Genomic DNA, 25635 nt, shown 5'->3' on the forward strand with positions numbered 1-25635 from the left:
TGGGGGGCGGACGCGGAGCTTACTTCGCGAGCGGCGCGGCGAGGATGGCCAGGTAGTCCTCGAGACCCCACGGGATCGACAGCGCCGACGGGTTCGCCGATGCGGCGATGGGGGTGGCGTCCGGGAGGATCGCGACGCGGCCCTCCGCGATGGCCGGGATCTTCGACAGCAGCGGGTCGGCCTGCAGCGTGGCGAGGGTGGAGTCGTCGCCGTAGGTCACGAGCACGTCGACGTCGTCGAACTTCTGCGCCTCCTCGGCGCTCACCTGCAGGTAGAACTGGTCGCTGTCCTCGTTCTCCTCCACGATCGCGGGGAGCGGCAGGCCGAGGTCGTGCAGGTAGCCGGGGCGCGTGTCGGCCGCGGTGTAGTAGCCGATCTGGCTCAGGTCGCTCGGGTCGAAGTAGGCGAACAGCACCTTCTTGCCCTCGAGCGCGCTGTTGGCCGCGAGGGCCGCGTCGGCGTCGGCGTGCAGGTCCTCGATCAGGGCCTCGCCCTGAGCCTCGAGCCCCAGGGCCTTGGAGTTCATCTCGACCATGTCGTCGACGGACGTGCCCCACGCGACGTCGGGGTAGGCGACGACCGGGGCGATCTTGGAGAGCGTGTCGTACTCCTCCTGCGTGAGGCCGGAGTAGGCGGCGAGGATGACGTCGGGCTCGGTGTCGGCCACGGCCTCGTAGTCGATGCCGTCGGTCTCGTCGAAGAGCACCGGGGCCTCGCCCCCGAGCTCGTCGAGCTTCTCCTCGACCCAGGGGAGGATGCCGTTGTCGTCGTCGTCGCCCCAGGTGGCCTTGCTCATGCCGACCGGGACGATGCCGAGGGCCAGCGGCACCTCGTGGTTCGCCCATGCGATGGTCGCCACGCGCTCGGGCTTCTCGTCGATGGTCGTCTCGCCGTAGACGTGCTCGATGGTGACCGGGAACGCGTCGTCGGAGGCCGGGTTGCCCCCGGTGGTCGCGGTCGACTCCGGCGCGGAGGACGAGCAGGCGGAGAGCGTCACGGCGAGCGCGGCGGCCGCGCCGAGGGCGAGAAGTCGAGAGGTGCGCACAGGCGTTCCCTTCGGGATGGGAGATGGGGTGTCGACGCGAGAGCGTCCGGCCTTTGGTAAGCCTCGCCTAATCTAACACGGAGGTTAGGGCTGCCTCACTCCCGTTTCGAATCGCTCACCTTGTCCCATCCGGCGCCCGGATGCCGCAAAGTGGGCGATTCGAAGGTGTCGGGGCAACGAAAAAGCCGGCCGGACCCGTACGGATCCGGCCGGCTTCAGGAAGTCAGCGCACGCTCAGAGAGCGCGGATGTTCGCCGCCTGCATGCCCTTGGGGCCACGCTCAGCGTCGAATTCGACCTTCTGGTTCTCGCGGAGCTCCTTGAAACCGGAGCCGGCGATAGCCGAGTAGTGGGCGAAGAGGTCTTCGGTGCCGTCATCGGGAGCGATGAAGCCGAAGCCCTTCTCTGCGTTGAACCATTTCACAGTGCCAGTGGCCATGTGTTTTCTACTTTCTGTTGACCGGCCGCTCGCGCGGCCTGCATCATGCCGATGATCCGACATGCATGCTCGGTCACGCTACCACGGCCGACTGACCGGATGCCGCCTCTTCGGCCGTGCGATGGGCGAGTGCCGCCTCGGTGCGCGTGCTGACACCGAGTTTGCGCAGCACCGCCGAGACGTGCACGCTGACGGTCTTCACACTGATGAACAGGCGCTCCCCGATCTGGCGGTTGCTCAGGCCCTCAGCGATCAGGGCGAGTACCTGCCGCTCCCTGGCCGTCAGCTGCTCCGCGTCGGCCTCGCGGGGTCCGGTCGGACGCACCCTGGACGCATCGCCGAACCGTGTCAGTGCCTTCTGCAGCGGCACGTGGCCGAGGCGCTCAGCGATCGCCGTCGCCGTGGCCAGCACGGCAGCCGCCTCGGCGCGCTCCCCGGCGGCGACGTGCAGCCGGGCCCGCTCGAGCCGGAGCACCACCCGGAACGTCACCGGAACGTCGTCCCCGTCCGCACACACCAGCGCCTCGTCGACCACCGCCGGCTCCGGTTCGAGCAGGGCGTGCAGCACCGTCGACCACGCGTCGTCCTGGAGTTCCGGCGGCTGCGCCTCCCAGGCCGTCCGCACCGCCGCGACCGCCGCATCGACGTCCGCGCCGCCCGCACGCAGCGCCGTCACGAGGGCCCCCGCCTCCAGGAGCAGCCGCCGCTGATGCAGCAACGCCGGACGCTCGTCCTCCAGCATCGCCAGGATCACGTCGAGCGCTCCGCGGAGGTCGCCCTGACTCTCGGCGACGGCGACCTGCATCGTGATCCGGTCGTACCAGATCTGCCGCTCTGAGACCCCCGTCTCCTCGAACGCCGGCAGCCACTCCTGCAGGGTCTCGGCGGCCTCCGCGGCCCGGCCCCGCCAGGCGAGCACCCGCACCCGGGTCATGCTCACGTACATCCGGAACACCCGCAGCGTGCCCTGCAGGAAGTCGCGGGCCAGCATGTCCTCGACCTGGTCGATCTCGCCGAGCTCCAGCAGCGGCACGATCATGTTCTGCGCCATGATCGAGCCCGAGGTGCGCTCGACGCGGAGCTCACGGGCTCGCCGCAGACCCTCCTCCGCGACGGCGACCGCCTCCCGGTAGCGGCCCAGCAGCGTCAGCAGGTCGGAGTAGTTGACGCGGTAACGCATCTCGGCCGTCGATCCGGCGGCGAGGTCGCGTGCCCGTCCGTACTCGCGCACCCCCTCCGCGACCCGTCCGAGGTGCGCCAGCGACCCGCCACGGACGTTCGCGGCGATCGAGAGCTGGTCCGTCGTCGGGGCGCCCGCCGCCCGGCGCTCCGCCTCGTCGGCGAGGCGGATGGCCTCCTCCCGGTCACCCGCGATCATGCGACGACTCGCGAGCTGATTCAGCAGTTCCGCACGGAACACGTCGTCGTCGACCCGCTCGGCGAGCGCCAGCGCCTCCTGAAGCAACGGGACGGCTCCGAGACGCCCGAGGTTGACGAGGTACAGCGCCTTGTTGCGCAGCAGCCGGGCGTGCAGTCGCGGGTCGACCGTCGCCGCGTCGACCTCGCTCAGCGCGACGTTGGCGACCGCGAGCGCGCGCTCCCCGTCGCCGGCGTTGCGCAGGACCGACCCGAGCACGTGGAGGAGGTCGAGACGCGCGAAGCCCGTCGCCTCCGCCGCGTCCGGCACGAGCGGCCAGAGCTCGAGGACGAGCTCCCCGAACCGCGCCGCGCTGGCGAAGGCGTACTGGGCCTTCGCCTGCCGCATGGCGTCGGCGGCGGCCGCGATCGCACGACGATCGTCCTGCGCGAGCTGCCAGTGGTAGGCCGACGCCGCCGCGTCGTCGCCCCCGCCCTCCTCCAACGCCTCGGCGTAGGCCCGGTGCAGCCGCGCCCTCTCGCCGGGGAGCAGGTCGCCGTGCACGGCCTCCCGCAGCAGAGCGTGGCGGAACCGGTAGTCGTCCTCGCCGACGACGATGATGCCGCTGCGCACGGCCTCACGGACGGCGTCTTCGACACGATCCTCCGGAAGGTCGACGAGGCGCAGCAGCAGCGGATCCGTGAGCGGCCGCTCGGCGCCGGACATCACCTGCACCACCCGGCGCGCGTCTTCGCCGAGGCGGTCGAAGCGGGCGAGCAGCAGGTCGCGCAGGCTCTCAGGCAGGGGGCCCTGGGCGCACCCGGCGATCTCCTCGACGAAGAAGGGGACGCCCTCCGCGCGCACCTGCAGCCGCTCCAGCGCCGTCGCGGTCGGCGCGCGTCCCGTGATCTGTGCGACCAGCTCGCCGACCGCATGGTCGTCGAGGCGCGGCACGGTCATCCGTTCGAGCAGTCGCGCCCTCGTGGCCTCGCCGATGAACCGGCTCACCGCGTCGCCTCGGCGCACATCGTCGGTGCGGCAGGTGATGAGCAGCAGGAGGCGGCCGCGGTCGAGCGTGCGCAGCAGGAAGGAGAGGATCGCGAGGGTCGAGTCGTCGGCCCAGTGCAGGTCTTCGACGACGATGACCTGCGGCGCCAGCTCCGTGGCGGCCTCGATGAGGGAGGCGATCGCGTCGCGCAGGCGTTCGGGGCTGGTGCGGTCGCGAGCGGCGGGGGCGTCGACGAGCTCGGGCAGCAGCATGCCGAGCGCCTCGACGCCCACGCCGACCGCCTCGCGCACACGCTCCGCGCCCAGCCGCTCCACGAGCGAGCGGAGGATGCCGGCGAGCGGGCCGAACGGGGCGCGCGAGGTGCCGAGGTCGAGACACCAGCCCCCGTGCACGTCGGCCGCGGTCGCGATCTCGGCGCTGAACTCCCGCACCAGCCGGGACTTGCCGATCCCCGCCTCGCCCTCCACGAGCAGCGCGGCGGGCACACCCTGGCGCACGCCGTCGAACAGGCGGCGCATCCCGGCGAGCTCGGCATCACGCCCGACCATCGCGGCGGTGGGGGCTGGGGCCATGGACCCATCGTGCCACTGCCCGCGGACATCCGGCGGGCCGGGGAAGGACAGGACGACGCCGTCCGTCATCGGGCGACGGCCGGATCGCACGCCGCTGTGCGCGGAGCCTGCGGCGCCGACGCTCGCCCGCGTCCGAGGCGCAGCAGCCGGCGCAGCGGACCCGCAGGACGCGGCACGATCTGGTCCGCGTGCTCGATGAGCATCCGGCGCCGGGCGACCGCGCGCTCGATCTGCTCCTGCTCGAAGACGGTGACCTGATGGATGAGGGAGGGGTGCTCGAACATGATGTCTCCTCGACGGTTCGGTGTATCCCTACACTCCGCTCTGAGGTGCCCCCTCGACATCGGACGGATGCCCTATCTTCCGCGCCCTCTTCCCGCCCACCTCCCTACGCCGACGCAGGCCCCCGCGCCGCATCAGGCTCCTGGTCCACCCACCCGCCTGAGCCCGCGCGAACGCCCGCCCTCCCAGAGCGAGGGCCGCGCGGACGGACGGGTCCCCTCCGGCACGACGATCGCGAGCACCCGCACGAGCGTCGTCATCCACAGCAGTCCGAGCCCGACGACGACCGCCTCCACCGCGGTCACCGGGAAGAAGCCGAGCGGCCACCACAGCAGCACGGCCCCGACCACGAGCACCCCGACGGCGACGGAGGTCACCACGAGGGCCAGGGGCCGACCGGGGACGATCAAAGTCGTCGCCGCGGCAGCCCCGAGGAAGAGGAGCAGCGCCGCGACGGCTGCGATGTCGTGCGGCACGGGGGCTCGATACAGCGGCAGGAGCCCGACCGCGGCGAGAGCGAGTCCGGCCGCCGCCCACAGCACGACCACGGTCGCGATCCGGGACAGCGCGTGGTCCCCGAGCAGCCGATGCAGATCGCGACCGATGTACGAGCCGACGGTGGCGACCAGCAGCCCGGCGACGACGAGGGTGCCGTTGAACGCCCACCCCACCCCGAGCTGCGAGAAGTTCTCCTCCCACCACCGGGGGTCGACGGCGGTCACCATCGCGAACAGCGTGCCGATCACGAGGAACCCGAACAGGAGCCCGGCGAGGTCCGCGGTCCGGAGCCCGATTCCCGCACCGAAGGCGAGTCGTCCGCCGACCGCGGCCGCGACCCCCGTGAGCAGCCCGCCGCCGATGGCTCCGAGCGCGAGGCCGCGCAGGCCCGCCGCGAGCACCTCGGCCGTGAGCAGCACACCCATCGCCGTCACCGCCCCGAATGCGACGGTGAGGGCGGCGGCCGAGAGGCGCGACACGACCCGTTGCCAGCGCGGCATCGCGGCCCCCTCATCCCGACGGTGCAGGAGAGTGCTGACGACGAAGGCCAGGGCCGCGACACCGCCGGCGACCCCCGCAGCGGGCAGCGCCAGTCCTCCCTCACCCGTCAGCGGCCGCGGCGGGCCGGCGAGGAGCAGCGCCCCGGCGAGAGCTCCCCCGACGAAGCAGACCACGGTCGCGAGCACGGCACGCCCCTCGCCGCGCAGGCGCTCCCTCGTGTCCATGCGCCCATGCAAGCACGACCCTCCGACGCCCGCAGCCCTCACACGCGACGAGGCCCGGGCCGCGCGCAGCGGTCCGGGCCTCGAAGAGGATGCGTCAGGCGTCCACGTCACCGCGCCAGGCGCCGGTCTCGACGCCACGGCCCTCGATGAACTCCTTGAAGTTCTTCAGGTCCTTCTTCACCGCGTGGGATCCGGCGCCGACCAGGGCACCGACCTTCTCCAGGAGTCCCTCCGGCGCCCAGTCGAGCTGGACGGTCACACGCGTGGTGTTCTCGTCGATCTTGTGGAACGTCACGACGCCCGCGTGCTCTGTCTCGCCGCCGACGCTGTTCCACGCGACGCGCTCATCCGGGTGCTGCTCGGTGATCTCGGCGTCGAACTCACGCTCCGCGCCCCCCACATTCACCTTCCAGTGCGTGTGGGTCGCGTCGATCTGCGTGATGGAGACGACCTCGTCGAGGAACTTCGGGAAGCTCTCGAACTGCGTCCACTGGTTGTACGCCGTGCGGACGGGAACGTCGACGTCGATGGTCTCGATGATCTGCACCATGGGGATGCTCCTCACTTGTTCGTCGTTCGTGTGCTTCCATTCAGCCCGCTGCGGGCGAGATCGGCGATGGGGTTGACATCGGCGCGACTACCGTGGAGGCCATGCGCATCCCCGCCGCGATCCGCGCCTCCCAGCGCTCCCCCCTGCTGCAGGTGGTGAAGTCGGCCGCGGCGACCATCGCCGCGTGGCTGATCGCGGGCTTGGTCTTCCCCGGGCAGCTGCCGGTGTTCGCCGCGATCGCCGCGCTGCTGGTCGTGCAGCCCAGCGTCAACCAGTCGCTGTCGAAGGCGCTGGAGCGCAGCATCGGCGTGATCGTCGGCGTGGTGATCGCCGTCGGCCTCGGCCTGCTCCTCGGCTCGCCGAGCTGGATCGTGCTGCTCGCGATCGTCGTCGCGATGCTCGTGGCATGGATCTTCCGGGCGTCCCCCGGCACCGGCAACCAGGTCGCGATCTCGGCGATGCTCGTGCTGGCGCTCGGGTCGTCGAGTCCGGAGTACGCGATCGCCCGGATCGGGGAGACCCTCATCGGGGTGGTGATCGGCATCGTCGTGAATGCGCTGATCGTGCCGCCGGTGCTCGTCGAGCCGGCGCGGCGGGATGTGGGGCTGCTCGGACGGGAGCTCGCCGCGAGCCTCGACCGCCTCGCGGACGCCCTGCCCGCCCCGCAGACTCCGGCGCGGCTGCAGGAGCTCATGCTCGAGGTGCGGCTGCTGCGACCCATGAAGGACGCCGCCGAAGCCGCGATCGCCGCCGGGGAGGAGTCGCTCACGCTGAACCCCCGGCGCTCGACCCATCGCGCCGACCTGCAGGAGCTGAGGGCGCTGCTCGACCGGCTCTCGCCCATCGTCACGCAGACCATCGGCATGACGCGGGCCTACTTCGACCACTACGACGACCGGCTCGGCGAAGAGCCCGCGGTCGCCGCGATCGCCGAGCAACTCCGCCGGGCCGGACACGACGTGCGCCTCGCGGTGCAGACCACAGCGCCCTCTCCGGAGCCCGAGACGCTGACCTCCGCCATCCCCGCTCTGACCGCTCCCCTCGTGATCCGTCCGCCCTCCTCGCAGCACTGGATCCTCATCGGCTCCCTCATGGAAGACCTCCGTCGCATCCGCGGCGAGCTCCTCGACGAAGACTGAGTACCGACCCACCCCCTTTCGCACCTCCCGGCCCCCTCTGTGCGTTCGCAACGGGCCGGGACGCACCGAAAGGGGTGGGTCGGCGGGGTTACCCTGGCGGGATGACAGTCGAGGAGGCGCTGGCGGAGCTCGCGGCGCTGGAGGACCCGAAGCAGCGCGCGGCGAACGAGAAGCGCGGCGACGACCACGGCATCAACCTGAGCCGCATGCGCGCCCTCGCGAAGCGCATCAAGACGGACCAGGCCCTGGCGCGGGAGCTGTGGGCGACCGGCGAGACGTCCGCCCGGCTCCTGGCCCTGCTCGTGTGCCGTCCGGCCGACTTCACCGCCGACGAGCTCGACACGATGCTGCGCGAGACGCGGCCGCCCAAGGTGAACGACTGGTTCGTGAACTACGTGCTCAAGAAGTCGCCCCTCGCCGAGGAGCTGCGCCAGCGCTGGTTCGACGACGCGGATCCCACCGTCGCGGCCGCCGCGTGGTCGCTCACGACGGTCCGCGTGACGAAGGACGCCGACGGTCTCGACCTGCCGCACCTGCTCGACCTGATCGACCGCGACCTGCAGCAGGCCCCGCCGCGCCTGCAGTGGGCCATGAACGAGACCCTCGCGAACATCGGCATCTTCCATCCGGACCTGCGGGGACGGGCGGTGGAGATCGGAGAACGGCTCCAGGTGCTGGCCGACTACCCCACCGCCCCCGGCTGCACCTCGCCCTTCGCGCCCCTCTGGATCGGGGAGATCGTCCGGCGTCGCGAGGGCTGAGTACGCTGAGCGGATGAGCACCCACATCGCCGCGGAACCCGGTCAGATCGCCCCCGTCGTCCTGTTCCCCGGCGATCCGCTGCGGGCGAAGTGGATCGCCGAGACCTTCCTCGACGACGCCGAGCTGTACTCGGAGACGCGCGGCATGCTGGGCTTCACCGGCACCTGGGAGGGGCATCGGGTCTCCGTCCAGGGTTCGGGGATGGGGCAGCCGTCGATGGCGATCTACGCGACGGAACTTTTCACGGAGTACGACGTGCAGACGATCGTCCGGGTCGGATCCTGCGGCGCGCTGACCGAGAAGCTCGCGGTCCGCGACATCATCATCGCCAACGGCGCGAGCACCGACTCCGGGATCAACCGCGTGCGCTTCCACGGGCTCGACTACGCCCCGCTCGCCGACTTCGCCCTGCTCCGCGCGGCGGTGGAGGCGAGCGAGTCGGAGCCGGTGTCGTCCACGGTGCACGTGGGGCCGCTGTTCTCGAGCGATCAGTTCTACAGCACCCGGCCGGAGCTCACGGAGCCCTTCGTGCGGCACGGCATCCTCGGCGTCGAGATGGAGGCGGCAGGGCTCTACACGCTCGCCGCGTTCCACGGACGCCGCGCCCTCGCGATCTGCGCGGTCAGCGACCACATCGTCACCGGCGAGGAGACCACGGCCCAGGAGCGCGAGCAGACGTTCGGCGACATGGTCCGGATCGCCCTCCGCGCGGCGACCTCGGTCTGAGACTGGCCGCCTCGTCGAGTAACGTTATACACTTCACAGGTCGCGCGGCGCCGGGGACGACCGCACAGGGCGGTCGCTGCTGCGCGCGATGAAGACGACTGGGGAGAACCATGGCCACGCAAGATCAGCTCAACACGCTTCTGGCGGACATCGAGCGCGACATCAACGGATTCATCGGGGCGTCGATCGTCGACCTCGAATCAGGGCTGCCGCTCGCCTCGAGCTCCGTCCGTCCGGACTTCGACCTCGAGGTCGCGAGCGCGTTCAACAGCGAGATCGTGAAGAACAAGAAGCGCACGATCGATGCCCTCGGCATCGATGGCGAGCTCGAGGACATGCTGCTGACGCTGAACACGCAGCTGCACCTGCTCAAGATGCTCGACGACGATCTGTTCATCTACCTGGCCGCCGATCGCCAGGCCACGAACCTCGCCCTGCTGCGCTCCTCGGTGAACCGCCGGGTCGCCGCCCTCGGCGCGTGATCCATGAGGCCGTGGGGAGCGGCCTCGGGAGAGGGCGACAGCGAAAGACCGGTCCCGGGGAGCGGACGATGAGGCGCCCCCGGCGCCGACGGACCGACCTGCCTCAGCGGTACCGGGTGATCTTCGCCGGTCCGGTGGGCGCGGGCAAGACGACCGCGGTCCGTGCACTGAGCGACGTCGCGCCGGTGGACACCGACGTGCCGATGTCGTTCGCGAGCGGTGACGGCAAGACCACCACGACGGTCGGGCTCGACTACGGGACCTGGCGGCCGACGCCCGAGGTCTCCATCGCGCTCATCGGCATCCCGGGGCAGCAGCGCTTCGCGTCGGCACGGCAGCGCGTCTCGATCCCGGGCACCCGGGTGCTGCTCTGGCTGCGCGGCGACCGCGACACCCTCGTCGCCGACGCCGACGAGTGGCTGGACGTCTTCGCGGGCGAGGAGCATCGCGTCGTGATCGCCGTCAGCCACACCGCCGGACGAGCGATCGGCGATATCCGGCGCGCGCTCGCCGCCCCTCTCGCGCGACACGGCATCCCCGCCTCGCGCGTCCTCGCGGCCGACGCGCGCGACCGCGACAGCGTGATGCGTGTCGCCGGCGCCGCTCTCGATCTTCCGGAGGAGAAGCCATGACCGGACCCGCCCGGCGGCACGACGCCGCCGCGACGCCCGATCCGTCCCGCATGCACCCCGACGTCGCCGGCAACTGGGCCCTGTGGTCGCGCATCGTCGGCCCGTCGGCGCAGACCCGTCTGCAGCAGTTGGAGGAGCGCTTCCCGGAGCTGACGACCGCGGTCCTCGGCACAGCCGACGGCCTCCACATCGCCTCGCTCGGCGTCGACCAGGACGGCGGCGAGCAGCTCGCGGCGATGAACGGCTCCCTGTTCGGGGTCGCGCGAGCCGAAGCCGAGATCATCGCCGGCGGGACGGAGCCGACCCTGTCGGCCATCGTGTCGCTGTCCATCGGAGAGAACCAGATGGCCCTGCTGAGCTTCATCCTCGCGCCGTATGGCCAGCTCCTGCTCTCGGTGTCGGCCTCGTCGTCGCAGCTCGGGACCGTGATCGTGCACGCGCGCTCCACGGCGTACGAGCTGCTCACCGCGCTCGGGGTCACGGGATCGGCGACATGACGCAGATGGGATGATCGAAGCACCATGAATCCCACGCCGCGGCTCGAACCCTCTCTCGTTCCCGACGCGGCGGACCCCGACGCGGTCTACCTGACGTTCGTGGAATGGGCGGAGTCGACCGGCATCCGCCTCTACCCCGCGCAGGACGAGGCGCTCATCGAGATCGTCTCCGGCGCGAACGTCATCCTGTCCACGCCGACGGGCACCGGAAAGTCGCTCGTCGCGGTCGGAGCCCACTTCGCGGCGATGGTCGGCGGCCGCCGCAGCTACTACACGGCGCCGATCAAGGCCCTCGTCAGCGAGAAGTTCTTCGCGCTGGCAGAGGTGTTCGGCGCCGAGAACGTGGGGATGGTGACGGGAGACTCCGCCGTGAACGCGGACGCCCCCATCATCTGCTGCACCGCCGAGATCCTCGCGAACCTGGCCCTGCGGCAGGGTGATGCCGCCGACGTGGGCCTCGTCGTCATGGACGAGTTCCACTTCTACGGCGACCCGGACCGCGGGTGGGCCTGGCAGGTGCCGCTCCTCGAGCTCCCACAGGCCCAGTTCGTGCTGATGTCCGCCACCCTCGGCGACGTCACCACCCTCGCCGCCGACCTGACGCGTCGCACAGGACGGGAGACCGCCTCGGTCACCGGAGTGGAGCGCCCGGTCCCGCTGCACTTCTTCTACGAGACGACGCCCATCCACGAGACCATCGACGACCTGCTGAACACGGGACAGGCCCCGGTCTACATCGTGCACTTCTCGCAGGCGGCCGCCATGGAGCGGGCCCAGGCCCTGTCGAGCACGAAGGTCGCGACGCGTGAGCAGCGGGACGAGATCGCCGCCCTCATCGGCGGCTTCCGCTTCACGACGGCGTTCGGCAAGACGCTCTCCCGCTTCCTCCGGGCCGGCATCGGCGTGCACCACGCCGGCATGCTGCCGAAGTACCGCCGGCTCGTCGAACAGCTGGCCCAGCGCGGTCTCCTGCGGGTGATCTGCGGCACCGACACGCTCGGCGTGGGCATCAACGTCCCCATCCGGACCGTGCTGCTCACCGCGCTGACGAAGTTCGACGGCACCCGGATGCGCCAGCTCAACGCCCGGGAGTTCCATCAGATCGCGGGGCGGGCCGGACGCGCGGGCTACGACACCGCTGGTACCGTCGTCGCCCAGGCGCCCGAGCACGAGACGGAGAACCTCGCCGCGATCCGCAAGGCCGGCGACGACCCGAAGAAGAAGCGGAAGATCATCCGCAAGAAGGCCCCGGACGGGTTCGTGTCGTGGGGCGAGCCGTCGTTCCGGAAGCTCATCGACGCGACGCCGGAGACCCTGACCTCGCACATGCAGATCACCAGCGCGATGCTGCTCAACGTCATCGCCCGGGGCGATGATGTGTTCGGGAACGTCCGCCGGCTCGTCTTCGACAACCATGAGCCGCGCGCCCGGCAGCGTGCGCTCGCCCTCCGCGCCCTCGCGATCTTCCGGACGCTCCGGGAATCGGGCGTCGTGGAGACGTTCGACACGGGCGTGCCCGGAGCACCGAAGGGGGTCAGGCTCACGGTCGACCTGCAGCCCAACTTCGCGCTCAACCAGCCGCTGTCCCCCTTCGCCCTCGCGGCGTTCGATCTGCTGGACCCTTCGACGGGCTCAGGGACCCAGGAAGGCTCAGGGACCCACCCTTCGACAGGCTCAGGGACCCAGGAAGGCTCAGGGACCCAGGTGGGGACGGGGTCGTACGCCCTGGACATGATCTCGATCATCGAGGCGACGCTGGACGATCCGCGCGCCGTGCTCAGCCAGCAGGAGTTCCTCGCGCGGGGCGAGGCGGTCGCCGCGATGAAGCGCGAGGGCATCGAGTACGACGAGCGCATGGAGCTCCTCGAAGGGATCACGTACCCGAAGCCCCTGGAGGAGCTCCTCGACGCGGCCTTCGAGACGTTCAGCGCTGCGCAGCCGTGGATCCGGGACTTCGCGCTGCACCCGAAGTCCGTCGTCCGTGACATGTACGAGCGGGCCATGTCGTTCGGCGAGTACGTCGCGTTCTACAAGATCGCCCGCTCCGAGGGCGTCGTCCTGCGGTACCTGTCGGACGCGTACCGCGCCGCCTCCCAGACGATCCCCGAGGAGCGGAAGGACGAGGACCTCCACGACCTCATCGCCTGGCTCGGCGAGCTCGTGCGCCAGATCGACTCCAGCCTGCTCGACGAGTGGAGCGAGCTGACCGCAGGGACCGCCGCCCGCGGCGAGACCGACGAGCCGATCGTCCCGCCCGCACCGAAGCGCCTCACGAGCAACACCCGCGCCTTCCGCACGCTCGTCCGCAACGAACTCTTCCGGCGCGTGCAGCTCGCCGCGCGTGAGGACGTGGATGCGCTGGCCGAGCTCGACCCGTCGTTCGGCGCCGCCGCCTGGTCGGACGCGCTGGATGCGTACTTCGCCGAGCACGACGACATCGGCACCGGACCGGACGCCCGCAGCTCCCGCATGCTGCTGCTCACCGAGGGTCCGACCGCGTGGACGGCGCGGCAGATCATCGACGACCCCGCCGGCGACCACGACTGGGGCATCAGCGCCACCGTCGACCTCGCCGCGTCGGACGAAGCGGGCGCGGCGGTCGTCACGGTGACGGCGGTCGACCGGCTGTGAGCGATGCGGGCCCCGTCAGGCCTGCATGACAGCGAGCACGTTCCCCGCCGGGTCGCGGAACCACGCGATGTCCGGCCCCTGCCCGTTCCCGCGGACGATGCCGCGGGAGTCCGACGGGAACTCGTCGTCGCCGTAGATCTTCGTCTGCACGCCGCGCTCGTTGAGCTCCTCGACCGCGGCGTCGACGTCCGCCACCGGGAAATTCAAGATCGTGAAGCTCGCCGGGGTGTGGTTCGGTTTCGCGTAGACGAGGATCGACCCGCCGCGGGGCAGGCGCAGATCGAGGAACCCCATCGCGTTGACCTCGACGTCGAGCCCGAGGGTCGTGCCGTAGAACTCTTTCGCCGCGTCGATGTCGTCGACGCTGAAACCGCTGAACGCGTTCTCCGCTGTGAAGGCTGCCATGCCCCCAGCATCCGCCTCCGCACGCGCCGTGTCGAGCCCCTCTCACACGGCCGCTCGGACGAGCCTGCCCACGAGGTCGACGTAGTCCACCCCGGCCGCCGCGAACATCCGCGGCACCTGGGAGGCGGCGGTCAGCCCCGGCATCGTGTTCACCTCGTTGAGCACAGGGCCCTCGTCCGTGAGGAAGAAGTCCATCCGGGCGACGCCGTCGCACCCCAGGGCATCGAACATCGCGATCGCCGCGCGCTTGAGCGCCGTCGTGGCGGCTGCATCGAGCTGCGCGGGAACCGTGAAGCGGGCCGTGCCGTCGTACTTCGTCGCGATGTCGAAGAGCCCGGGCGCGTGGATCTCCAGGGGCGGGGCGGCCCACCGCACCCCGCCCTTCTCCCGCAGCACGGCGACGTCGATCTCCCGTGCATGCACGACCTCCTCGACCAGGATCCGCCGGTCGAACCGCGCTGCCCCCCGCAGCGCCGTGAGCAGGTCGCCCTCCTCCGTCACCAGGCTCACGCCGTGGCTTGAGCCGGCCGTGACCGGCTTGACCACGACCGCGCCGTCGAACTCCACATCGCCGATGTCCTCCGCGGCGACCAGTCGCCCCCTGGCGGTCCGCAGCCCCACGGCCTGGGCCACCAGCTTCGTGGCCCATTTGTCCATGCCGATCGCCCCCGCCCCCAGCGCGGAGCCGACCACGGGGACCCCGGCGAGCGCGCACAGCGCCGCGAGGGCGCCGTCCTCCCCGAGCGCCCCGTGCACGGCCGGGAACACGACGTCGCTCGCCGCGAGCAGCGGCAGGGCCTGCTGCAACGATGCCGCCGGACTCACGCCGGGCGGGATGCCGTCCGCGCGCCACACGCCGTCGCGGTCGATCGTCACGGTCGTGACGGCGTGTCCCCCCAACCGCAGCGCCGCGGCGACCGCCGCCGCCGACGCGAGCGACACCTCGTGCTCCGGGTTCTGTCCCCCTCCGATGACCAGGACCTTCATCGTCATGCCACGCTCCTTCTCACTCGCGGGCCGATGCCCGTGACGATGGTGTGCGGGATGGTGCCCGCCCACCGCGCCCACTCCTGCACCGACGGCACTGCGCCGCCGTCCGGCCCGAACACCGTCGCGACCGCTCCCCGCGGGAACGCCCTCCCCCCGGTGTCGACGACGATCTGATCCATCGACACCCTCCCGACCATCAGGTGCCGTTCCCCTCCGATCTCCACCCCTGCACCCGGCCCGACCTCCCGCGGGATGCCGTCCGCGTACCCGACGCCCACGACGCTCAGGTGCGTGGCCGTCGCCGTCGTGTGCGTGCCCCCGTAGCCCACGACGGTTCCGGCCGGCACGGCGGCGCTGTGCACCACGGGCGCGGTGAACCGGGAGGCCCCGACCAACGACACCGTCTCGGACGGGTCGATCCCCACGAGGGCGGCCCCCACCCGCACCATGTCGAAGTGCGTGGCGGGGTCCGTGAGAGCCCCCGACGTCGCCGCGAGGTGCACGAGCAGCGGTCCGAACCCGGCGCGCAGGACCGCGTCCCTCCCCTGGCGCATTCGCAGCACCGCGGCCGCGTTCGCCCGCGGATCCGCGGCGTCCGCGCAGGGGAGGTGCCCCATCACCCCGACGACATCGATCCGTCCACGGGCCGCCCTCGCCGTGCGCAGCAGAGTGTCCCAGTCCTCCACGGGGCACCCTCCGCGCGCCATCCCGGTGTCGAGGTGCAGGTGCACCCGCACGGAAGCTGTGGCATCGGCCGCGAGCTGGCGCAGCTCCTCGACGGAGCCCACGGCCACGTCGACCCCCGCAGCGGCCGCGAGCGGCGCGTCGATGCCCGCCGGATGCAGCCAGGCGAGGATCGGCACCCGCAGGCCGGCCTCGCGCAGCGCGACCCCCTCGGCGACGTCGGTGACCCCGAGCCACTCAGCTCCCGCGGCCACGGCGGCGGTCGCCACCGCCACCATGCCGTGACCGTAGGCGTCGGCCTTTACCACGGCCATGACGGGAACCGCAGCGGCGGCCCGCACGCGGCGGAGGTTCTCGGCGACGGCGCCCGGAAGGGTGGACAGGGTCGGTGCGTGCAGGCGGGACAGGGTCGCCCCCTCCGCGAGCACCGCGGTCATCGCTGCATCCTCGGGTCTTCGGTGGCATCGGCGTACTGTGCGGGGCAGCCGTCCTCGACAGCCTCCGGTCGCAGCTCGTAGTGCCAGGACTCGTTGGCGTAGGTCTGGCAGAGCCCGTAGCGCCAGCCGCGCTGGGCGAGCCAGTCGAGGGTGGGGAGCGGACCGAGGTCGACCGCGTCGCCGGAGACGTGCGCCGAGGTCTCGGCGGTCGCCACCCAGCGGCGCGCCTCCTCCTCCGAGCCGTAGTCGTCGATGGCGTCGCGGAGCAACTGCTCCTGCAGCGTGGCCGACCGCCATCCGCTGTTCACGACGAAGGTGACCCCGTCGGCCTCGGCATCGGAGGCGGCACGCTGGAGGGCGTCGAGCAGCGCGGGGTCGAGGTTGCCGACGGCGATCCTGTCGACGTCGAAGACCGTCGGCTGATCGCCGTCGCGGATCACGCCGTCCGCCTCGCTCGGGGCGAGCACCGATCCGGTGGTCGGCGGATGCGGATCGGTGTCGGAGCCGGAGGAGCCGGTGGTGGCGGGCGTGACGATCGGGGCGGTCTCGGCGAACGCGGCCGACAGCGACTGCTGCACGGCGACGGCGGCGACCACGGCGAGTGCCAGCACGGAGGCCGTGGTGGCGATCCGCCGACGGCGCCGTGCCCGGACGGCTCGGGGGGTGTGGAGGTCGTTCATGCTTCCAGTGAAGAGAGGACGCGGTTGCCGGGGCGTATGGCGTTTTCCATACACCGCCGATATGCCGCACTGCGTAGGATCACTGCCATGCGTGTGCTGATCGTCGAGGACGAGCCCTACCTCGCCGAGGCGGTCCGCGACGGGCTGCGGCTCGAGGCGATCGCGGCCGACATCGCCGGCGACGGCGACACCGCGCTCGAGCTCCTGAGCATCAACGCGTACGACATCGCGATCCTCGACCGCGACGTGCCGGGGCCGTCCGGCGATGACATCGCGCGCTGGATCGTCGCCTCGGGCAGCGGCATCCCCATCCTCATGCTCACGGCCGCCGACCGGCTGGACGACAAGGCCTCCGGGTTCGAGCTCGGCGCCGACGACTACCTCACCAAGCCGTTCGAGCTGCGGGAGCTGGTGCTGCGGCTGCGCGCCCTCGATCGCCGCCGCCAGCGCGCGCGACCGCCGGTGCTGGAGATCGCCGGTCTTCGTCTCGACCCGTTCCGCCGCGAGGTCTACCGCGACGGCCGGTACGTCGCCCTCACCCGCAAGCAGTTCGCCGTGCTGGAGGTGCTCGTCGACGCCGAGGGCGGTGTGGTCAGCGCCGAGGAGCTGCTGGAACGGGCGTGGGACGAGAACGCCGACCCGTTCACGAACGCCGTCCGCATCACCGTCTCCTCGCTGCGCAAGCGCCTCGGCGAGCCGTGGCTGATCCTCACGGTGCCCGGCGTCGGCTACCGGATCGGGGCCGACCCGGATGCGTAGGCGGCGCGGGATGAGCGTCCGCCTCAAGCTGACGCTGAGTTACGCGGGCATCGTCGTCGTCTCCGGCCTCCTGCTGCTCGGCGCCGTGGCGCTCTACCTCCTGCGGTACGTCCCGGATGTGCAGATCCCCGTCGTCGAGTTCTTCGTCCCCAACCGCTCGGACCTGATCCGGGCGTTCGTACCCGTCGCCGCGATGGTGATGGTCGCCCTGCTCGCGATCGGTCTCGGCGGCGGGTGGCTGCTCGCCGGCCGGATGCTGGCCCCGCTCGACCGCATCGGCGACGCGGCCCGGCTCGCGGCCCAGGGCTCGCTGTCGCACCGGATCCGCATGGAGGGCCCGAGCGACGAGTTCCGCGACCTCGCCGACGTCTTCGACACCATGCTGGAGCAGCTGGAGGCGCACGTCTCCGAGCAGCAGCGCTTCGCCGCGAACGCCTCGCACGAGCTGCGGACCCCCTTGGCCATCTCGCAGACGCTCCTCGACGTGGCCCGCACCGATCCCGACCGGGACGTCGACGCCCTCATCGACCGGCTCCGCGAGGTGAACACGCGGGCGATCGACCTCACCGAGGCGCTGCTGCTGCTGAGCAGGGCGGATCAGCGCACCTTCTCGCGGACGCTCGTCGACCTGTCGCTCCTGGCCGAGGAGTCCGTCGAGGCCCTCCTCCCGCTCGCCGACCGCCGCGGGGTCGAGGTTGAGGTCTCCGGCGTCCCGGCGACCGTGCTCGGCTCCTCCGCCCTGCTGCCGCAACTCGTCATGAACCTCGTCGCCAACGCGATCGTCCACAACCGGGGCGACGGCGGCGGCTCCGTCGCGGTGCGCACGCACTCCCTCCCGGACGCGGTGGCCCTCGTCGTGGAGAACACCGGTGCGGAGCTCCCCGCCTCCCAGGTCGCCACGCTCGTCGAACCCTTCCAGCGCGGCACCGAGCGCACGCGGGGAGCGGAGCACGCCGGGGTGGGCCTCGGCCTCGCGATCGTCCAGCGCATCACCCAGACACACGGCGGCACCCTCGTGCTGACCCCCCGCACCGGCGGCGGCCTCATCGTGACCGTCTGGTTCCCGCACCCCTATCCCGGCTGACCCGGCTTTCGAATCGCGCGATTCGCCCTGTTTCGGCTCCGGATAGAACCATTCAGGCGATTCGAACGGAGTCGAACGGGCGTCACCAGGGGCTGGGCTCGTAGTCCTTGAGGAAGACGCCGTGGATGTCCTCGCCGGCCTCGCCGCGCACGATCGGGTCGTACACGCGGGCGGCGCCGTCGACCAGGTCGAGCGGGGCGTGGAAGCCCTCCTCCGCGAGCCGGACCTTCGTGTAGTGCGGGCGCTCGTCGGTGATCCAGCCGGTGTCGACGGCGGTCATGAGGATGCCGTCCGTCTCCAGCATCTCCCCCGCGCTCGTACGGGTCAGCATGTTCAGCGCGGCCTTCGCCATGTTCGTGTGCGGGTGGCCTGGACCCTTGTAGCGCCGGGAGAACTGCCCCTCCATCGCGGAGACGTTCACGACGTACTTCCGGCGCGACGGCGACGCGGCCATCGACGCCCGCAGCCGGCTGATGAGCAGGAACGGCGCGGTCGTGTTGGCGAGCTGCACCTCGAGCATCTCCAGCGGATCGACCTGATCCACGGACTGCACCCAGCTGTTGACGCGGTTCACGTCCGGCACGAGTCCGCCCGCGTCGATCGCCGTGCCGTCCGCGTGCTTCTCCAGCGAGGACGAGCCCGGTGCCATCGCGAGCCGTGCGAGGTCTTCCGCGGTGAGCGCCTGTCCCCCCTGCTCTGCGACCGTGCCCCCGAGCGCGGCCACCGACAGCAGCGGGTGCGAATCGACCGAGGCCTGCAGCGCCTGCGGGTGCGGGTCGACGGTGTGCCCGAAGGTCTCCATCTCCGGCAGCGGCCCGTCCGGCAGCGGCTGGAGCTCCGCGTCGGCGAGCAGCGAATAGGCTCCCGGCGAGCGGCGGACCGTCTGGGCGGCGTTGTTGATGAGGATGTCGAGGGGCCCCTGCGCGGCGACCGAGTCGGCGAGCCCGATCACCTGGGCCGGGTCGCGGAGGTCGATGCCGACCACGCGCAGCCGGTGCAGCCAGTCGCCCGCATCCGGCAGGGCCGAGAACCGGCGCACCGCGTCGCGCGGGAACCGGGTGGTGATCGTGGTGTGCGCGCCGTCGCGGAGGAGGCGCAGCGCGATGTGCATGCCGATCTTCGCGCGGCCGCCGGTGAGCAGAGCGCGCTTGCCGGTGAGGTCCGTGCGGGCGGTGCGCTTGCCGTGACTGAAGCGCGCGCAGTCAGGGCAGAGCTGGTGGTAGAACGCGTCGACGAGCGTGTACGGCTGCTTGCAGATGTAGCAGTTGCGGGGTTTGAGGAGCTCGCCGGCGATGGGCGCGTCCACCACGCTCGTGGCGAGATCGTTGCCGCGCGTCTCGTCGTCGATGCGGTCGGGAGCGCCGGTGGCGGTGCGAGCGACGACGGCCTTGTCCGCCTCGGCGATCGCGTCCCGGATCTCCTTGCGCCGCACGCGCTTGACCGCCTTGAACATCGCCGCGGTCGCGTGGCGCACGGCCACGAAGTCGGGGTGCTCGTTGTCGATCGTGTGCAGCTCGGCGAGGACGCGCAGCGTGGTGGCGAGGTCGTCGGGGTCGATGCCGGGGCCCAGGTCGGGAGTGGCGTCGGGCGCGTCGGTCATTAGGCCGATTTTACGCGACAGTCCTGGGGGTCTCCTGCCGTGTGGGGTGCCGGGCGCCGCGCGGCTACGCTGGGTCCGGACGGAAGGGATGAGATGAGGAAGGCCGGCACGCTGAGGATCGTCGCTTTCGTGTGCCTCGCTCTCGCCGTCATCGGGACGGTCGCATCCTTCTCGGTCGTCCGGGCGGGCGGCGCCGACGGCGCCGTGTACCTCGGCGTGAACATCCTGCTGGCGGTGCTGGGAATCGTGCTGCTCATCGTCGGGGCACGTCGCCGACCCGGCGCCTCCCCTGGCGAATCCGGCGACTAGCACTCGCACGGCCACCGCTGCCATGGCTCCCGCCGTCCTCGAGGAACGGCAGCGGGTCTCCTGCTCTGTCCGATCCCCGGCGTAGGGTCGACGCATGAGCAGCGCAGAATCCTTCCCGCACCCCGGCGTCGTCCCCTCCTACCTGCTCGCGCGCCTGGCCGAGTCGGGTCGCTTCCCCAAGGCCGCGGCCGCCGCCCGGCAGACGCTCACCGCCGGGCGCCCGCCCTTCCGCGCCCACATCGACCTCTCCATCGACGAGAACGGCGACCTCGTCGCGCAGCTCTCCGATGCGCCGAACCGCACGATCAGCGACGCCGGCAACACGCAGCAGCTCCCGGGGGCCGTGGTCCGCACGGAAGACGACGAGCCGGTCGCCGACACCGCCGTCAACGAGGCGTTCGACGGCCTGGGCGCGACGTTCGAGATGCTGCTCTCCGCGTTCGGCCGCAACTCGCTCGACGACGCCGGCGCTCCCCTCGACGCGACCGTCCATTACGGCGTCGACTACGACAACGCGTTCTGGGACGGCGAGCGCATGGTGTTCGGCGACGGCGACGGCGAGGTGTTCCAGCACTTCACCGGCTCGCTCACCGTGATCGGGCATGAGCTCGCCCACGGCGTCGTGCAGCACACGGCGAACCTGGAGTATCAGGGCCAGCCGGGCGCACTGAACGAGTCCGTCGCCGACGTGTTCGGCGCCCTCACCGAGCAGTACGCGCTGGGGCAGTCCGCCGACCGGGCGAGCTGGCTCATCGGGGCGGAGATCTTCACCGACGCCGTGGAGGGGTCGGCTCTGCGCTCCATGATCGCGCCGGGCACGGCCTACGACGACGATGAACTCGGGAAAGACCCGCAACCCGACCACATGAGCGGGTTCGTGCGCACGACCGAAGACAACGGAGGCGTGCACATCAACTCCGGCATCCCGAACCGCGCCTTCGCCCTCTTCGCCCTCGACCTCGGCGGCAACGCCTGGGAGCGCGCCGGCACGGTCTGGTACCGGGCGCTCACCGGCGGCCTGTCGAGCACCGCGAACTTCACGGACTTCGCCGACGCCACGGTCGCCGCAGCGGCCACGGTCGATCAGGAGACGGTCGCCGCGGCTCGACGTGCCTGGACGACCGTGGGAGTCTATGAGGATGACCGAGGACCCGACGCCGCCTGACGCCCCCGTCGTCATCGCCGTCGTGCGCTCGGGAGGGCTCGCCGGCATCCGTCGCCAGTGGCGCGTGGAGGCCGAGCCGCCGGACGCCGAGGAGTGGATCGGCCTCATCGACAGCTGCCCCTGGGACGACGACGTCGACACGGAGCCGGGGGCCGACCGGTTCGTGTGGAGCATCCGCACCCGCACCCCGTCCGAGCGCCGGGAGCGGGAGCTGCCCGACTCCGCCGTGGACGGTCCGTGGCGCGCCCTCGTCGATGCCGTGCGGGAGGCCGCTCGCGACGCGTGAGCCCGCGGTCGCAGATTCGCACTCCCGTCGCACGAGCCCGCCGGATCCCTGCGACCTCGGTGGGAAACGGCGACCTCGGGCCGACCGGGGGTCACAATGGACGCATGGGACTCTTCCAGCAGCGACCCGAGGAAGAAGAGAAGCAGTGGGGACTCCCCTCTGAACCTCTCGAGACCTCGGCCGCAGACACGCTCGATGCCGCGCCGACGGTCGACCCGCTGGCCCTCGGCCTCGACACCCCGTCCTCGGTGAGCTCCATCGTGTTCCCGGTCGCCCCGCCCGCTCCCGAGGCCGAGAGCACCGAGAACGCCGACCCCGAGGACTGACCCCGCACGGCGTCGCACTCTCCCACTCCCGTCGCAGGCTCCCGGGGATTCCGTGCGACCTCGGCGCGAAAGTCCGTCCGCGGCCAGCGATACGGTGGACGGATGACCATCACCGCCGCCGCAGACGGCTCCGCCCTGGGCAACCCCGGCCCGAACGGCTGGGCCTGGTACATCGACGACGCGAACTGGGCCGCCGGCGGCTCCCCGCACGGCACGAACAACCAGGGCGAGCTCCGCGCCGTCCTCGAGCTGCTCCAGGCGACGGCCGGCACCGACGAGAAGCTGCTCATCGAGTGCGACAGCCGCTACGTGATCGACTCCGTGACGAAGTGGATGCCCGGCTGGAAGCGTCGCGGCTGGCGGAAGTCCGACGGCGGGCCCGTGCTGAACCGTGACCTCCTCGAGGGGATCGACGAGGCCATGCGCGGTCGCGACGTCGAGTTCTCCTGGGTCAAGGGCCACGCCGGTCACCCCCTGAACGAGGCCGCCGACAAGCGCGCGAACGCCGCCGCCAAGGCCTATCAGCAGAAGCAGGAGCCGCGGCGAGGCCCCGGGTTCACCCGCGCGACCGACGCCGGAGCCGCCGTCGCGGCCTCCGCCCCGGTCGCCGCTGCAGCCACTGCAGCCACTGCAGCCACTGCAGCCACTGCACCGTCGCCCACTTCCGCGGCCCCGTCCCGCACCCCGGCGCCCGTCGCGGAGGCGGACTTCGCCCAGCCGCTGTGGGCCGAGACCTCCGACCTCCTCGACGGACTCGACCTCGCCCAGGACGACCCCATCGTGCTCCAGGTCCCGCTGTCCCCCGACGAGCACGCCCGCCTCAGGGACCGCGCCGAAGCGCAGGGCATCACCCTGGAAGAAGCGCTCCGCCGCCTGATCTGACGGAGAGCGCGGGGCGTACACTCGCACCATGTCGACTCCCCGCACCATCGGCCGGATCTTCCTCGGCGCCTCGCTCGTGTTCGCCGGCGTCTCCCACCTCACGTTCGCCCGAGGGGAGTTCCAGGCGCAGGTGCCGGAATCGCTGCCGCTCGATCCGGACACCACGGTGCTCGCGTCCGGCGTCGCCGAGGTCGCACTCGGCTCCGCTCTCCTTCTCGCCCGTCGCCGCCGTCGCTCGGTCGGCACCGTCGCCGCTCTCTTCTTCGCCGCGGTGTTCCCCGGCAACGTGGCCCAGTGGATGCATCATCGCGACGGCTTCGGCCTCGACACCGATATGAAGCGCTTCGTGCGTCTGTTCTTCCAGCCGGCCCTCATCGCGCTGGCTCTGTGCTCCACGCGCGCCCCGCGGCGCTGACCGACCCCGCGAGAACAAACGTTCCCGCGAGAACCGGCCCCCACACTCACCCGCGCCTGAACCCGCGCGGGGGCCTGATGCGGCGTCACCCCGGGTCGGCTCCGTAGACTCGGCGGATGGCGGAAAGGACGAGGCGACGGTGAACAAGCGCACCGTCTTCGGCCTGCTCCGGCTCACCGCCGCCGCCGTCTGCCTCATCGCGCTGATCCACCGCTTCGCGTGGGGACTCGCGTCGAACACCATCGCGAGCCAGAACTTCTTCGCGTATCTGACCAATCAGTCGAACATCGCCTTCGTCGTCCTCCTGACCATCGCCGGAGTCCTCGCGCTGCGGAGAGCCCGCGATCCGCGGTGGCTCACCGTGGCGCTCGCGCTCGTGCTCACCTGGACCATCACCGCCGGACTCGTGTTCGCGATCCTGGTCTGGCAGGCCGGAGTCCGGGGGATCCGCATCGACGTGCCGTGGTCGGATCAGGTGCTGCACTTCTGGCTGCCCGCGGTGACCGTCGCGGCCTGGGCCCTGGCCCCCGGGCATCGGGCGGTGCCGTGGCGGGTGATCCCGGTGACCCTGGCGTACCCGGTTCTGTGGGGCGTCGCGACACTCATCCGCGGACCGCTGATCGGCTGGTACCCGTACTACTTCCTCGACCCGCGGCAGGTGAGCGGTCCCGTCGAGTTCACGGTCTCCTGCGCGATCGCGCTGGCCGTCTTCGCCGCCGTGGCGACCGCGCTCGTGCTCATCAGCCGCCTGCCGGACCCGTGGGACCGCGCTCGTACGGAGCCGCCGCCCGAGGACAGCGCCCCGGCCGAGGCCGCACGTGAGACGGTTCAGGCGTAGAGCGCCAGCGACCCGAGCGCCGCCTCGACGGCCTCGGCGTCCCCGAGCTCCGCGAAGTCCCGCGCGGCCGCACCGCCCACGATCCCGACGAGCACGTTCTCGCCGGTCGAGGGGCGGAGGTTGATCCACGTGGGGATCGCGATGTCCTCGCCGACCGCGTGCCAGATCGCCTCGTCACCGTCCCAGAACGGCTCGTCCCACCGCAGCCAGACCGTCTCGATCGCACCCATGCCGAGCGCGGACACGGCGCCGCGGTTGTCGAACGGCAGCGGCGGATCGAACTCGATGCCCTGCTCCTGCAGCACCCCGAGCGGCACCGTCAGCAGCACCCGGTCGAAGGAGAGGGCCTCGCCGGTGCCGAGGCGCACGCTCACGCCGGTGTCGTCCCAGGCGAGACGGGTGACCGGGGAGCTCAGCCCGACCTTCACCCCGTCCAAGGTGCTCTCGATGAACGGGGTCAGATCGTCGCCGACGCCCTGCAGCGCTGCGTCGGGGAGCGGCGGGGCGAACCAGCTCGACAGGTCGGCGGCGTCGGCGCCCGTGCGTGCGGCGAGGAGCGCGAGGAGGGCGGCGGTCGCGGGATCCTCCGGGTCGATGCCGGCCGCCACCAGGGCGTCCGCCACCGAGGAGTCCTGCGGGGCAGACTGTGCCGTGGTCACCGCGGCCTCCACCGGCTGCGGATCCACGGGGTCGACGTCGCCCTCGGCGGAGCGCCACCGCGCCCCCTCGAGGTCGACGAGCTCCATGTCCCCCTCGTCGATCGCATCGAGAAGCTCCGCGTCGGCATCGCCGAACAGCCACGCGCCGAGCTGCACCGGAACCGGCCAGTCGTCGCCCGTGCGGGAGAGGATCCGACCGCCGACGCGGTCGCGCGCTTCGAACACCGTCACCTGCAGGCCGTCCTCCGCGAGCTGCGCGGCGGCGGTCGCCCCGGCGATCCCGGCGCCGATCACGGCCACCCGCTCGCCGTCCTCCGCAGCGACGGTGAGCTCCCGAGCGGCACGGCGGCCCGACCGCAGGGCGCCGCGGACGGTACCCGGCGCCTGGTCGTCGGTCGCCTCGCCCGCGAAGAAGAGCCGGTCGTCGACGGGCTGCGCGAGCGCCGTGCGGGTCGCGGCGAGCACCCCCACGGGAGTGAAGCTCGCGGCGCCCCGGGCGAACGGGTCGGTGGTCCAGGTGCTGCGGATACTGCCGCTCGGAGCGGGGACACCGGGCGGCGGCTCCGGTTCGCGCGTGCGAGTGGGGGTCGGCGTCGGTTCCGGCTCCGGGGTGCAGGAGGCGAGAAGCACCGAGACGGCACCGGCACCGGCGCCGAGGAGCAGGGTACGGCGCGTGATCCTCATCGTGCCGCCACTTTATCCCGCTTTCGCACAGGCAGAAGCGCCGGAACAGGCGGCTCTCCGCGAGAACCGCCTGTTCCGGCGCGAGTG

At 71.7% G+C, this 25635-nt stretch carries 28 protein-coding genes; 16 read left to right on the forward strand and 12 right to left on the reverse strand.

Annotated elements, in window-relative coordinates:
• Positions 1-19 precede the first annotated feature (19 nt).
• From ACIGJI_RS08550 to ACIGJI_RS08575, 6 genes are all read right to left on the reverse strand, one after another.
• Positions 20-1045: an iron-siderophore ABC transporter substrate-binding protein gene (locus ACIGJI_RS08550; RefSeq protein WP_363445002.1), complete on the reverse strand. Its 1026-nt coding sequence runs from the start codon at positions 1043-1045 to the stop codon at positions 20-22.
• Positions 1046-1279: 234 nt separating this feature from the next.
• Positions 1280-1483, reverse strand: a complete 204-nt coding sequence (locus tag ACIGJI_RS08555) for a cold-shock protein (RefSeq protein ID WP_025104028.1) — start codon at positions 1481-1483, stop codon at positions 1280-1282.
• 73 nt (positions 1484-1556) lie between these two features.
• The gene (locus tag ACIGJI_RS08560; protein ID WP_363445004.1) at positions 1557-4421 is read right to left on the reverse strand and encodes an AAA family ATPase; all 2865 of its coding nucleotides are present in this window, start codon (positions 4419-4421) and stop codon (positions 1557-1559) included.
• Between the two features lie 65 nt (positions 4422-4486).
• The gene (locus ACIGJI_RS08565) at positions 4487-4705 is read right to left on the reverse strand and encodes a hypothetical protein (RefSeq protein WP_187663032.1); all 219 of its coding nucleotides are present in this window, start codon (positions 4703-4705) and stop codon (positions 4487-4489) included.
• A 132-nt stretch (positions 4706-4837) separates the two neighbouring features.
• Positions 4838-5926 carry a hypothetical protein gene (locus ACIGJI_RS08570; RefSeq protein ID WP_363445006.1) on the reverse strand — a complete coding sequence of 363 codons (1089 nt, stop codon included), beginning with the start codon at positions 5924-5926 and terminating at the stop codon, positions 4838-4840.
• A 94-nt stretch (positions 5927-6020) separates the two neighbouring features.
• Positions 6021-6476 carry an SRPBCC family protein gene (locus tag ACIGJI_RS08575; protein WP_187663031.1) on the reverse strand — a complete coding sequence of 152 codons (456 nt, stop codon included), beginning with the start codon at positions 6474-6476 and terminating at the stop codon, positions 6021-6023.
• A gap of 101 nt (positions 6477-6577) precedes the next feature.
• Between ACIGJI_RS08575 and ACIGJI_RS08580 the strand changes: the two genes are divergently transcribed.
• The 7 genes from ACIGJI_RS08580 to ACIGJI_RS08610 all read left to right on the forward strand — a co-directional run bounded on the left by ACIGJI_RS08580 (position 6578) and on the right by ACIGJI_RS08610 (position 13345).
• Positions 6578-7615, forward strand: coding sequence for an FUSC family protein (locus ACIGJI_RS08580; RefSeq protein ID WP_336501310.1), 1038 nt, complete (start codon positions 6578-6580; stop codon positions 7613-7615).
• A gap of 101 nt (positions 7616-7716) precedes the next feature.
• Positions 7717-8376, forward strand: coding sequence for a DNA alkylation repair protein (locus ACIGJI_RS08585; protein ID WP_363445009.1), 660 nt, complete (start codon positions 7717-7719; stop codon positions 8374-8376).
• A gap of 13 nt (positions 8377-8389) precedes the next feature.
• Positions 8390-9103, forward strand: coding sequence for a purine-nucleoside phosphorylase (gene deoD / locus ACIGJI_RS08590; RefSeq protein WP_363445011.1), 714 nt, complete (start codon positions 8390-8392; stop codon positions 9101-9103).
• Between the two features lie 110 nt (positions 9104-9213).
• Positions 9214-9585, forward strand: coding sequence for a hypothetical protein (locus ACIGJI_RS08595; protein ID WP_187663027.1), 372 nt, complete (start codon positions 9214-9216; stop codon positions 9583-9585).
• A gap of 68 nt (positions 9586-9653) precedes the next feature.
• Positions 9654-10217 (forward strand): hypothetical protein, encoded by a 564-nt coding sequence (locus ACIGJI_RS08600; protein ID WP_363445013.1) that lies wholly within the window; start codon positions 9654-9656, stop codon positions 10215-10217.
• The gene (locus ACIGJI_RS08605; RefSeq protein ID WP_187663025.1) at positions 10214-10714 is read left to right on the forward strand and encodes a hypothetical protein; all 501 of its coding nucleotides are present in this window, start codon (positions 10214-10216) and stop codon (positions 10712-10714) included. Before ACIGJI_RS08600 ends, ACIGJI_RS08605 begins: the two co-directional genes overlap by 4 nt.
• Before the next feature lie 24 nt (positions 10715-10738).
• Positions 10739-13345: a DUF3516 domain-containing protein gene (locus ACIGJI_RS08610; RefSeq protein ID WP_363445015.1), complete on the forward strand. Its 2607-nt coding sequence runs from the start codon at positions 10739-10741 to the stop codon at positions 13343-13345.
• Positions 13346-13360: 15 nt separating this feature from the next.
• On the opposite strand, the gene ACIGJI_RS08615 is transcribed toward ACIGJI_RS08610, so the two are convergent.
• From ACIGJI_RS08615 to ACIGJI_RS08630, 4 genes are read right to left on the reverse strand one after another with little or no spacing between them, the layout of a single operon-like run.
• Positions 13361-13750 (reverse strand): VOC family protein, encoded by a 390-nt coding sequence (locus ACIGJI_RS08615; RefSeq protein ID WP_101847682.1) that lies wholly within the window; start codon positions 13748-13750, stop codon positions 13361-13363.
• Between the two features lie 42 nt (positions 13751-13792).
• Positions 13793-14743 (reverse strand): D-alanine--D-alanine ligase, encoded by a 951-nt coding sequence (locus ACIGJI_RS08620; RefSeq protein ID WP_363445017.1) that lies wholly within the window; start codon positions 14741-14743, stop codon positions 13793-13795.
• Positions 14740-15861, reverse strand: a complete 1122-nt coding sequence (gene alr, locus ACIGJI_RS08625) for an alanine racemase (RefSeq protein ID WP_363445019.1) — start codon at positions 15859-15861, stop codon at positions 14740-14742. Before alr ends, ACIGJI_RS08620 begins: the two co-directional genes overlap by 4 nt.
• Positions 15858-16541, reverse strand: a complete 684-nt coding sequence (locus ACIGJI_RS08630) for a M15 family metallopeptidase (protein WP_259951900.1) — start codon at positions 16539-16541, stop codon at positions 15858-15860. The genes alr and ACIGJI_RS08630 overlap by 4 nt, the downstream gene beginning before the upstream one ends.
• Positions 16542-16628: 87 nt before the next feature.
• On the opposite strand from ACIGJI_RS08630, the gene ACIGJI_RS08635 reads away from it, so the two are divergent.
• Both ACIGJI_RS08635 and ACIGJI_RS08640 read left to right on the forward strand, forming a co-directional pair.
• Positions 16629-17300 carry a response regulator transcription factor gene (locus tag ACIGJI_RS08635; protein WP_259951898.1) on the forward strand — a complete coding sequence of 224 codons (672 nt, stop codon included), beginning with the start codon at positions 16629-16631 and terminating at the stop codon, positions 17298-17300.
• 10 nt (positions 17301-17310) lie between these two features.
• Complete coding sequence (locus ACIGJI_RS08640; protein ID WP_311198654.1) at positions 17311-18384, forward strand: HAMP domain-containing sensor histidine kinase; 1074 nt, start codon at positions 17311-17313, stop codon at positions 18382-18384.
• 82 nt (positions 18385-18466) lie between these two features.
• Here ACIGJI_RS08640 and ACIGJI_RS08645 read toward each other — a convergent pair whose 3' ends face one another.
• Complete coding sequence (locus ACIGJI_RS08645) at positions 18467-19984, reverse strand: SDR family NAD(P)-dependent oxidoreductase (RefSeq protein WP_187663018.1); 1518 nt, start codon at positions 19982-19984, stop codon at positions 18467-18469.
• Positions 19985-20077: 93 nt separating this feature from the next.
• On the opposite strand from ACIGJI_RS08645, the gene ACIGJI_RS08650 reads away from it, so the two are divergent.
• The 7 genes from ACIGJI_RS08650 to ACIGJI_RS08680 all read left to right on the forward strand — a co-directional run bounded on the left by ACIGJI_RS08650 (position 20078) and on the right by ACIGJI_RS08680 (position 24205).
• On the forward strand, positions 20078-20293 hold the full coding sequence (locus ACIGJI_RS08650) for a hypothetical protein (protein ID WP_187663017.1): 216 nt from the start codon (positions 20078-20080) through the stop codon (positions 20291-20293).
• Positions 20294-20387: 94 nt separating this feature from the next.
• Positions 20388-21458 (forward strand): M4 family metallopeptidase, encoded by a 1071-nt coding sequence (locus ACIGJI_RS08655; RefSeq protein WP_363445022.1) that lies wholly within the window; start codon positions 20388-20390, stop codon positions 21456-21458.
• On the forward strand, positions 21433-21744 hold the full coding sequence (locus tag ACIGJI_RS08660; RefSeq protein ID WP_363445024.1) for a protealysin inhibitor emfourin: 312 nt from the start codon (positions 21433-21435) through the stop codon (positions 21742-21744). The genes ACIGJI_RS08655 and ACIGJI_RS08660 overlap by 26 nt, the downstream gene beginning before the upstream one ends.
• Positions 21745-21848: 104 nt before the next feature.
• Positions 21849-22070 (forward strand): hypothetical protein, encoded by a 222-nt coding sequence (locus tag ACIGJI_RS08665; protein ID WP_363445026.1) that lies wholly within the window; start codon positions 21849-21851, stop codon positions 22068-22070.
• 102 nt (positions 22071-22172) lie between these two features.
• Positions 22173-22952: a ribonuclease H gene (locus ACIGJI_RS08670; RefSeq protein ID WP_363445028.1), complete on the forward strand. Its 780-nt coding sequence runs from the start codon at positions 22173-22175 to the stop codon at positions 22950-22952.
• A gap of 28 nt (positions 22953-22980) precedes the next feature.
• Entirely contained in the window at positions 22981-23367 is a 387-nt protein-coding gene (locus ACIGJI_RS08675) for a hypothetical protein (RefSeq protein WP_363445030.1), read from the forward strand.
• Between the two features lie 139 nt (positions 23368-23506).
• Positions 23507-24205, forward strand: coding sequence for a Pr6Pr family membrane protein (locus ACIGJI_RS08680; RefSeq protein WP_363445032.1), 699 nt, complete (start codon positions 23507-23509; stop codon positions 24203-24205).
• Here the strand turns inward: ACIGJI_RS08680 and ACIGJI_RS08685 are convergent.
• Entirely contained in the window at positions 24196-25548 is a 1353-nt protein-coding gene (locus ACIGJI_RS08685; RefSeq protein WP_363445033.1) for an FAD-dependent oxidoreductase, read from the reverse strand. The two genes, ACIGJI_RS08680 and ACIGJI_RS08685, sit on opposite strands and share 10 nt — an antisense overlap.
• Positions 25549-25635: the final 87 nt, after the last annotated feature.

The organism is Microbacterium sp. NPDC064978 (genome assembly GCF_044543605.1).
GTDB lineage: Bacteria > Actinomycetota > Actinomycetes > Actinomycetales > Microbacteriaceae > Microbacterium > Microbacterium meiriae.

What these genes read in the sequence shown, in the direction of transcription:
- ACIGJI_RS08555 (WP_025104028.1), bottom strand. Translation starts at nt 1,483, where the DNA reads ATGGCCACTGGCACTGTGAAATGGTTCAACGCAGAGAAGGGCTTCGGC.
- ACIGJI_RS08560 (WP_363445004.1), bottom strand. Translation starts at nt 4,421, where the DNA reads ATGGCCCCAGCCCCCACCGCCGCGATGGTCGGGCGTGATGCCGAGCTC.
- ACIGJI_RS08565 (WP_187663032.1), bottom strand. Translation starts at nt 4,705, where the DNA reads ATGTTCGAGCACCCCTCCCTCATCCATCAGGTCACCGTCTTCGAGCAG.
- ACIGJI_RS08570 (WP_363445006.1), bottom strand. Translation starts at nt 5,926, where the DNA reads ATGGACACGAGGGAGCGCCTGCGCGGCGAGGGGCGTGCCGTGCTCGCG.
- ACIGJI_RS08575 (WP_187663031.1), bottom strand. Translation starts at nt 6,476, where the DNA reads ATGGTGCAGATCATCGAGACCATCGACGTCGACGTTCCCGTCCGCACG.
- ACIGJI_RS08580 (WP_336501310.1), top strand. Translation starts at nt 6,578, where the DNA reads ATGCGCATCCCCGCCGCGATCCGCGCCTCCCAGCGCTCCCCCCTGCTG.
- ACIGJI_RS08585 (WP_363445009.1), top strand. Translation starts at nt 7,717, where the DNA reads ATGACAGTCGAGGAGGCGCTGGCGGAGCTCGCGGCGCTGGAGGACCCG.
- deoD (WP_363445011.1), top strand. Translation starts at nt 8,390, where the DNA reads ATGAGCACCCACATCGCCGCGGAACCCGGTCAGATCGCCCCCGTCGTC.
- ACIGJI_RS08595 (WP_187663027.1), top strand. Translation starts at nt 9,214, where the DNA reads ATGGCCACGCAAGATCAGCTCAACACGCTTCTGGCGGACATCGAGCGC.
- ACIGJI_RS08600 (WP_363445013.1), top strand. Translation starts at nt 9,654, where the DNA reads ATGAGGCGCCCCCGGCGCCGACGGACCGACCTGCCTCAGCGGTACCGG.
- ACIGJI_RS08605 (WP_187663025.1), top strand. Translation starts at nt 10,214, where the DNA reads ATGACCGGACCCGCCCGGCGGCACGACGCCGCCGCGACGCCCGATCCG.
- ACIGJI_RS08610 (WP_363445015.1), top strand. Translation starts at nt 10,739, where the DNA reads ATGAATCCCACGCCGCGGCTCGAACCCTCTCTCGTTCCCGACGCGGCG.
- ACIGJI_RS08615 (WP_101847682.1), bottom strand. Translation starts at nt 13,750, where the DNA reads ATGGCAGCCTTCACAGCGGAGAACGCGTTCAGCGGTTTCAGCGTCGAC.
- ACIGJI_RS08620 (WP_363445017.1), bottom strand. Translation starts at nt 14,743, where the DNA reads ATGACGATGAAGGTCCTGGTCATCGGAGGGGGACAGAACCCGGAGCAC.
- alr (WP_363445019.1), bottom strand. Translation starts at nt 15,861, where the DNA reads ATGACCGCGGTGCTCGCGGAGGGGGCGACCCTGTCCCGCCTGCACGCA.
- ACIGJI_RS08630 (WP_259951900.1), bottom strand. Translation starts at nt 16,541, where the DNA reads ATGAACGACCTCCACACCCCCCGAGCCGTCCGGGCACGGCGCCGTCGG.
- ACIGJI_RS08635 (WP_259951898.1), top strand. Translation starts at nt 16,629, where the DNA reads ATGCGTGTGCTGATCGTCGAGGACGAGCCCTACCTCGCCGAGGCGGTC.
- ACIGJI_RS08640 (WP_311198654.1), top strand. Translation starts at nt 17,311, where the DNA reads ATGAGCGTCCGCCTCAAGCTGACGCTGAGTTACGCGGGCATCGTCGTC.
- ACIGJI_RS08645 (WP_187663018.1), bottom strand. Translation starts at nt 19,984, where the DNA reads ATGACCGACGCGCCCGACGCCACTCCCGACCTGGGCCCCGGCATCGAC.
- ACIGJI_RS08650 (WP_187663017.1), top strand. Translation starts at nt 20,078, where the DNA reads ATGAGGAAGGCCGGCACGCTGAGGATCGTCGCTTTCGTGTGCCTCGCT.
- ACIGJI_RS08655 (WP_363445022.1), top strand. Translation starts at nt 20,388, where the DNA reads ATGAGCAGCGCAGAATCCTTCCCGCACCCCGGCGTCGTCCCCTCCTAC.
- ACIGJI_RS08660 (WP_363445024.1), top strand. Translation starts at nt 21,433, where the DNA reads ATGACCGAGGACCCGACGCCGCCTGACGCCCCCGTCGTCATCGCCGTC.
- ACIGJI_RS08665 (WP_363445026.1), top strand. Translation starts at nt 21,849, where the DNA reads ATGGGACTCTTCCAGCAGCGACCCGAGGAAGAAGAGAAGCAGTGGGGA.
- ACIGJI_RS08670 (WP_363445028.1), top strand. Translation starts at nt 22,173, where the DNA reads ATGACCATCACCGCCGCCGCAGACGGCTCCGCCCTGGGCAACCCCGGC.
- ACIGJI_RS08675 (WP_363445030.1), top strand. Translation starts at nt 22,981, where the DNA reads ATGTCGACTCCCCGCACCATCGGCCGGATCTTCCTCGGCGCCTCGCTC.
- ACIGJI_RS08685 (WP_363445033.1), bottom strand. Translation starts at nt 25,548, where the DNA reads ATGAGGATCACGCGCCGTACCCTGCTCCTCGGCGCCGGTGCCGGTGCC.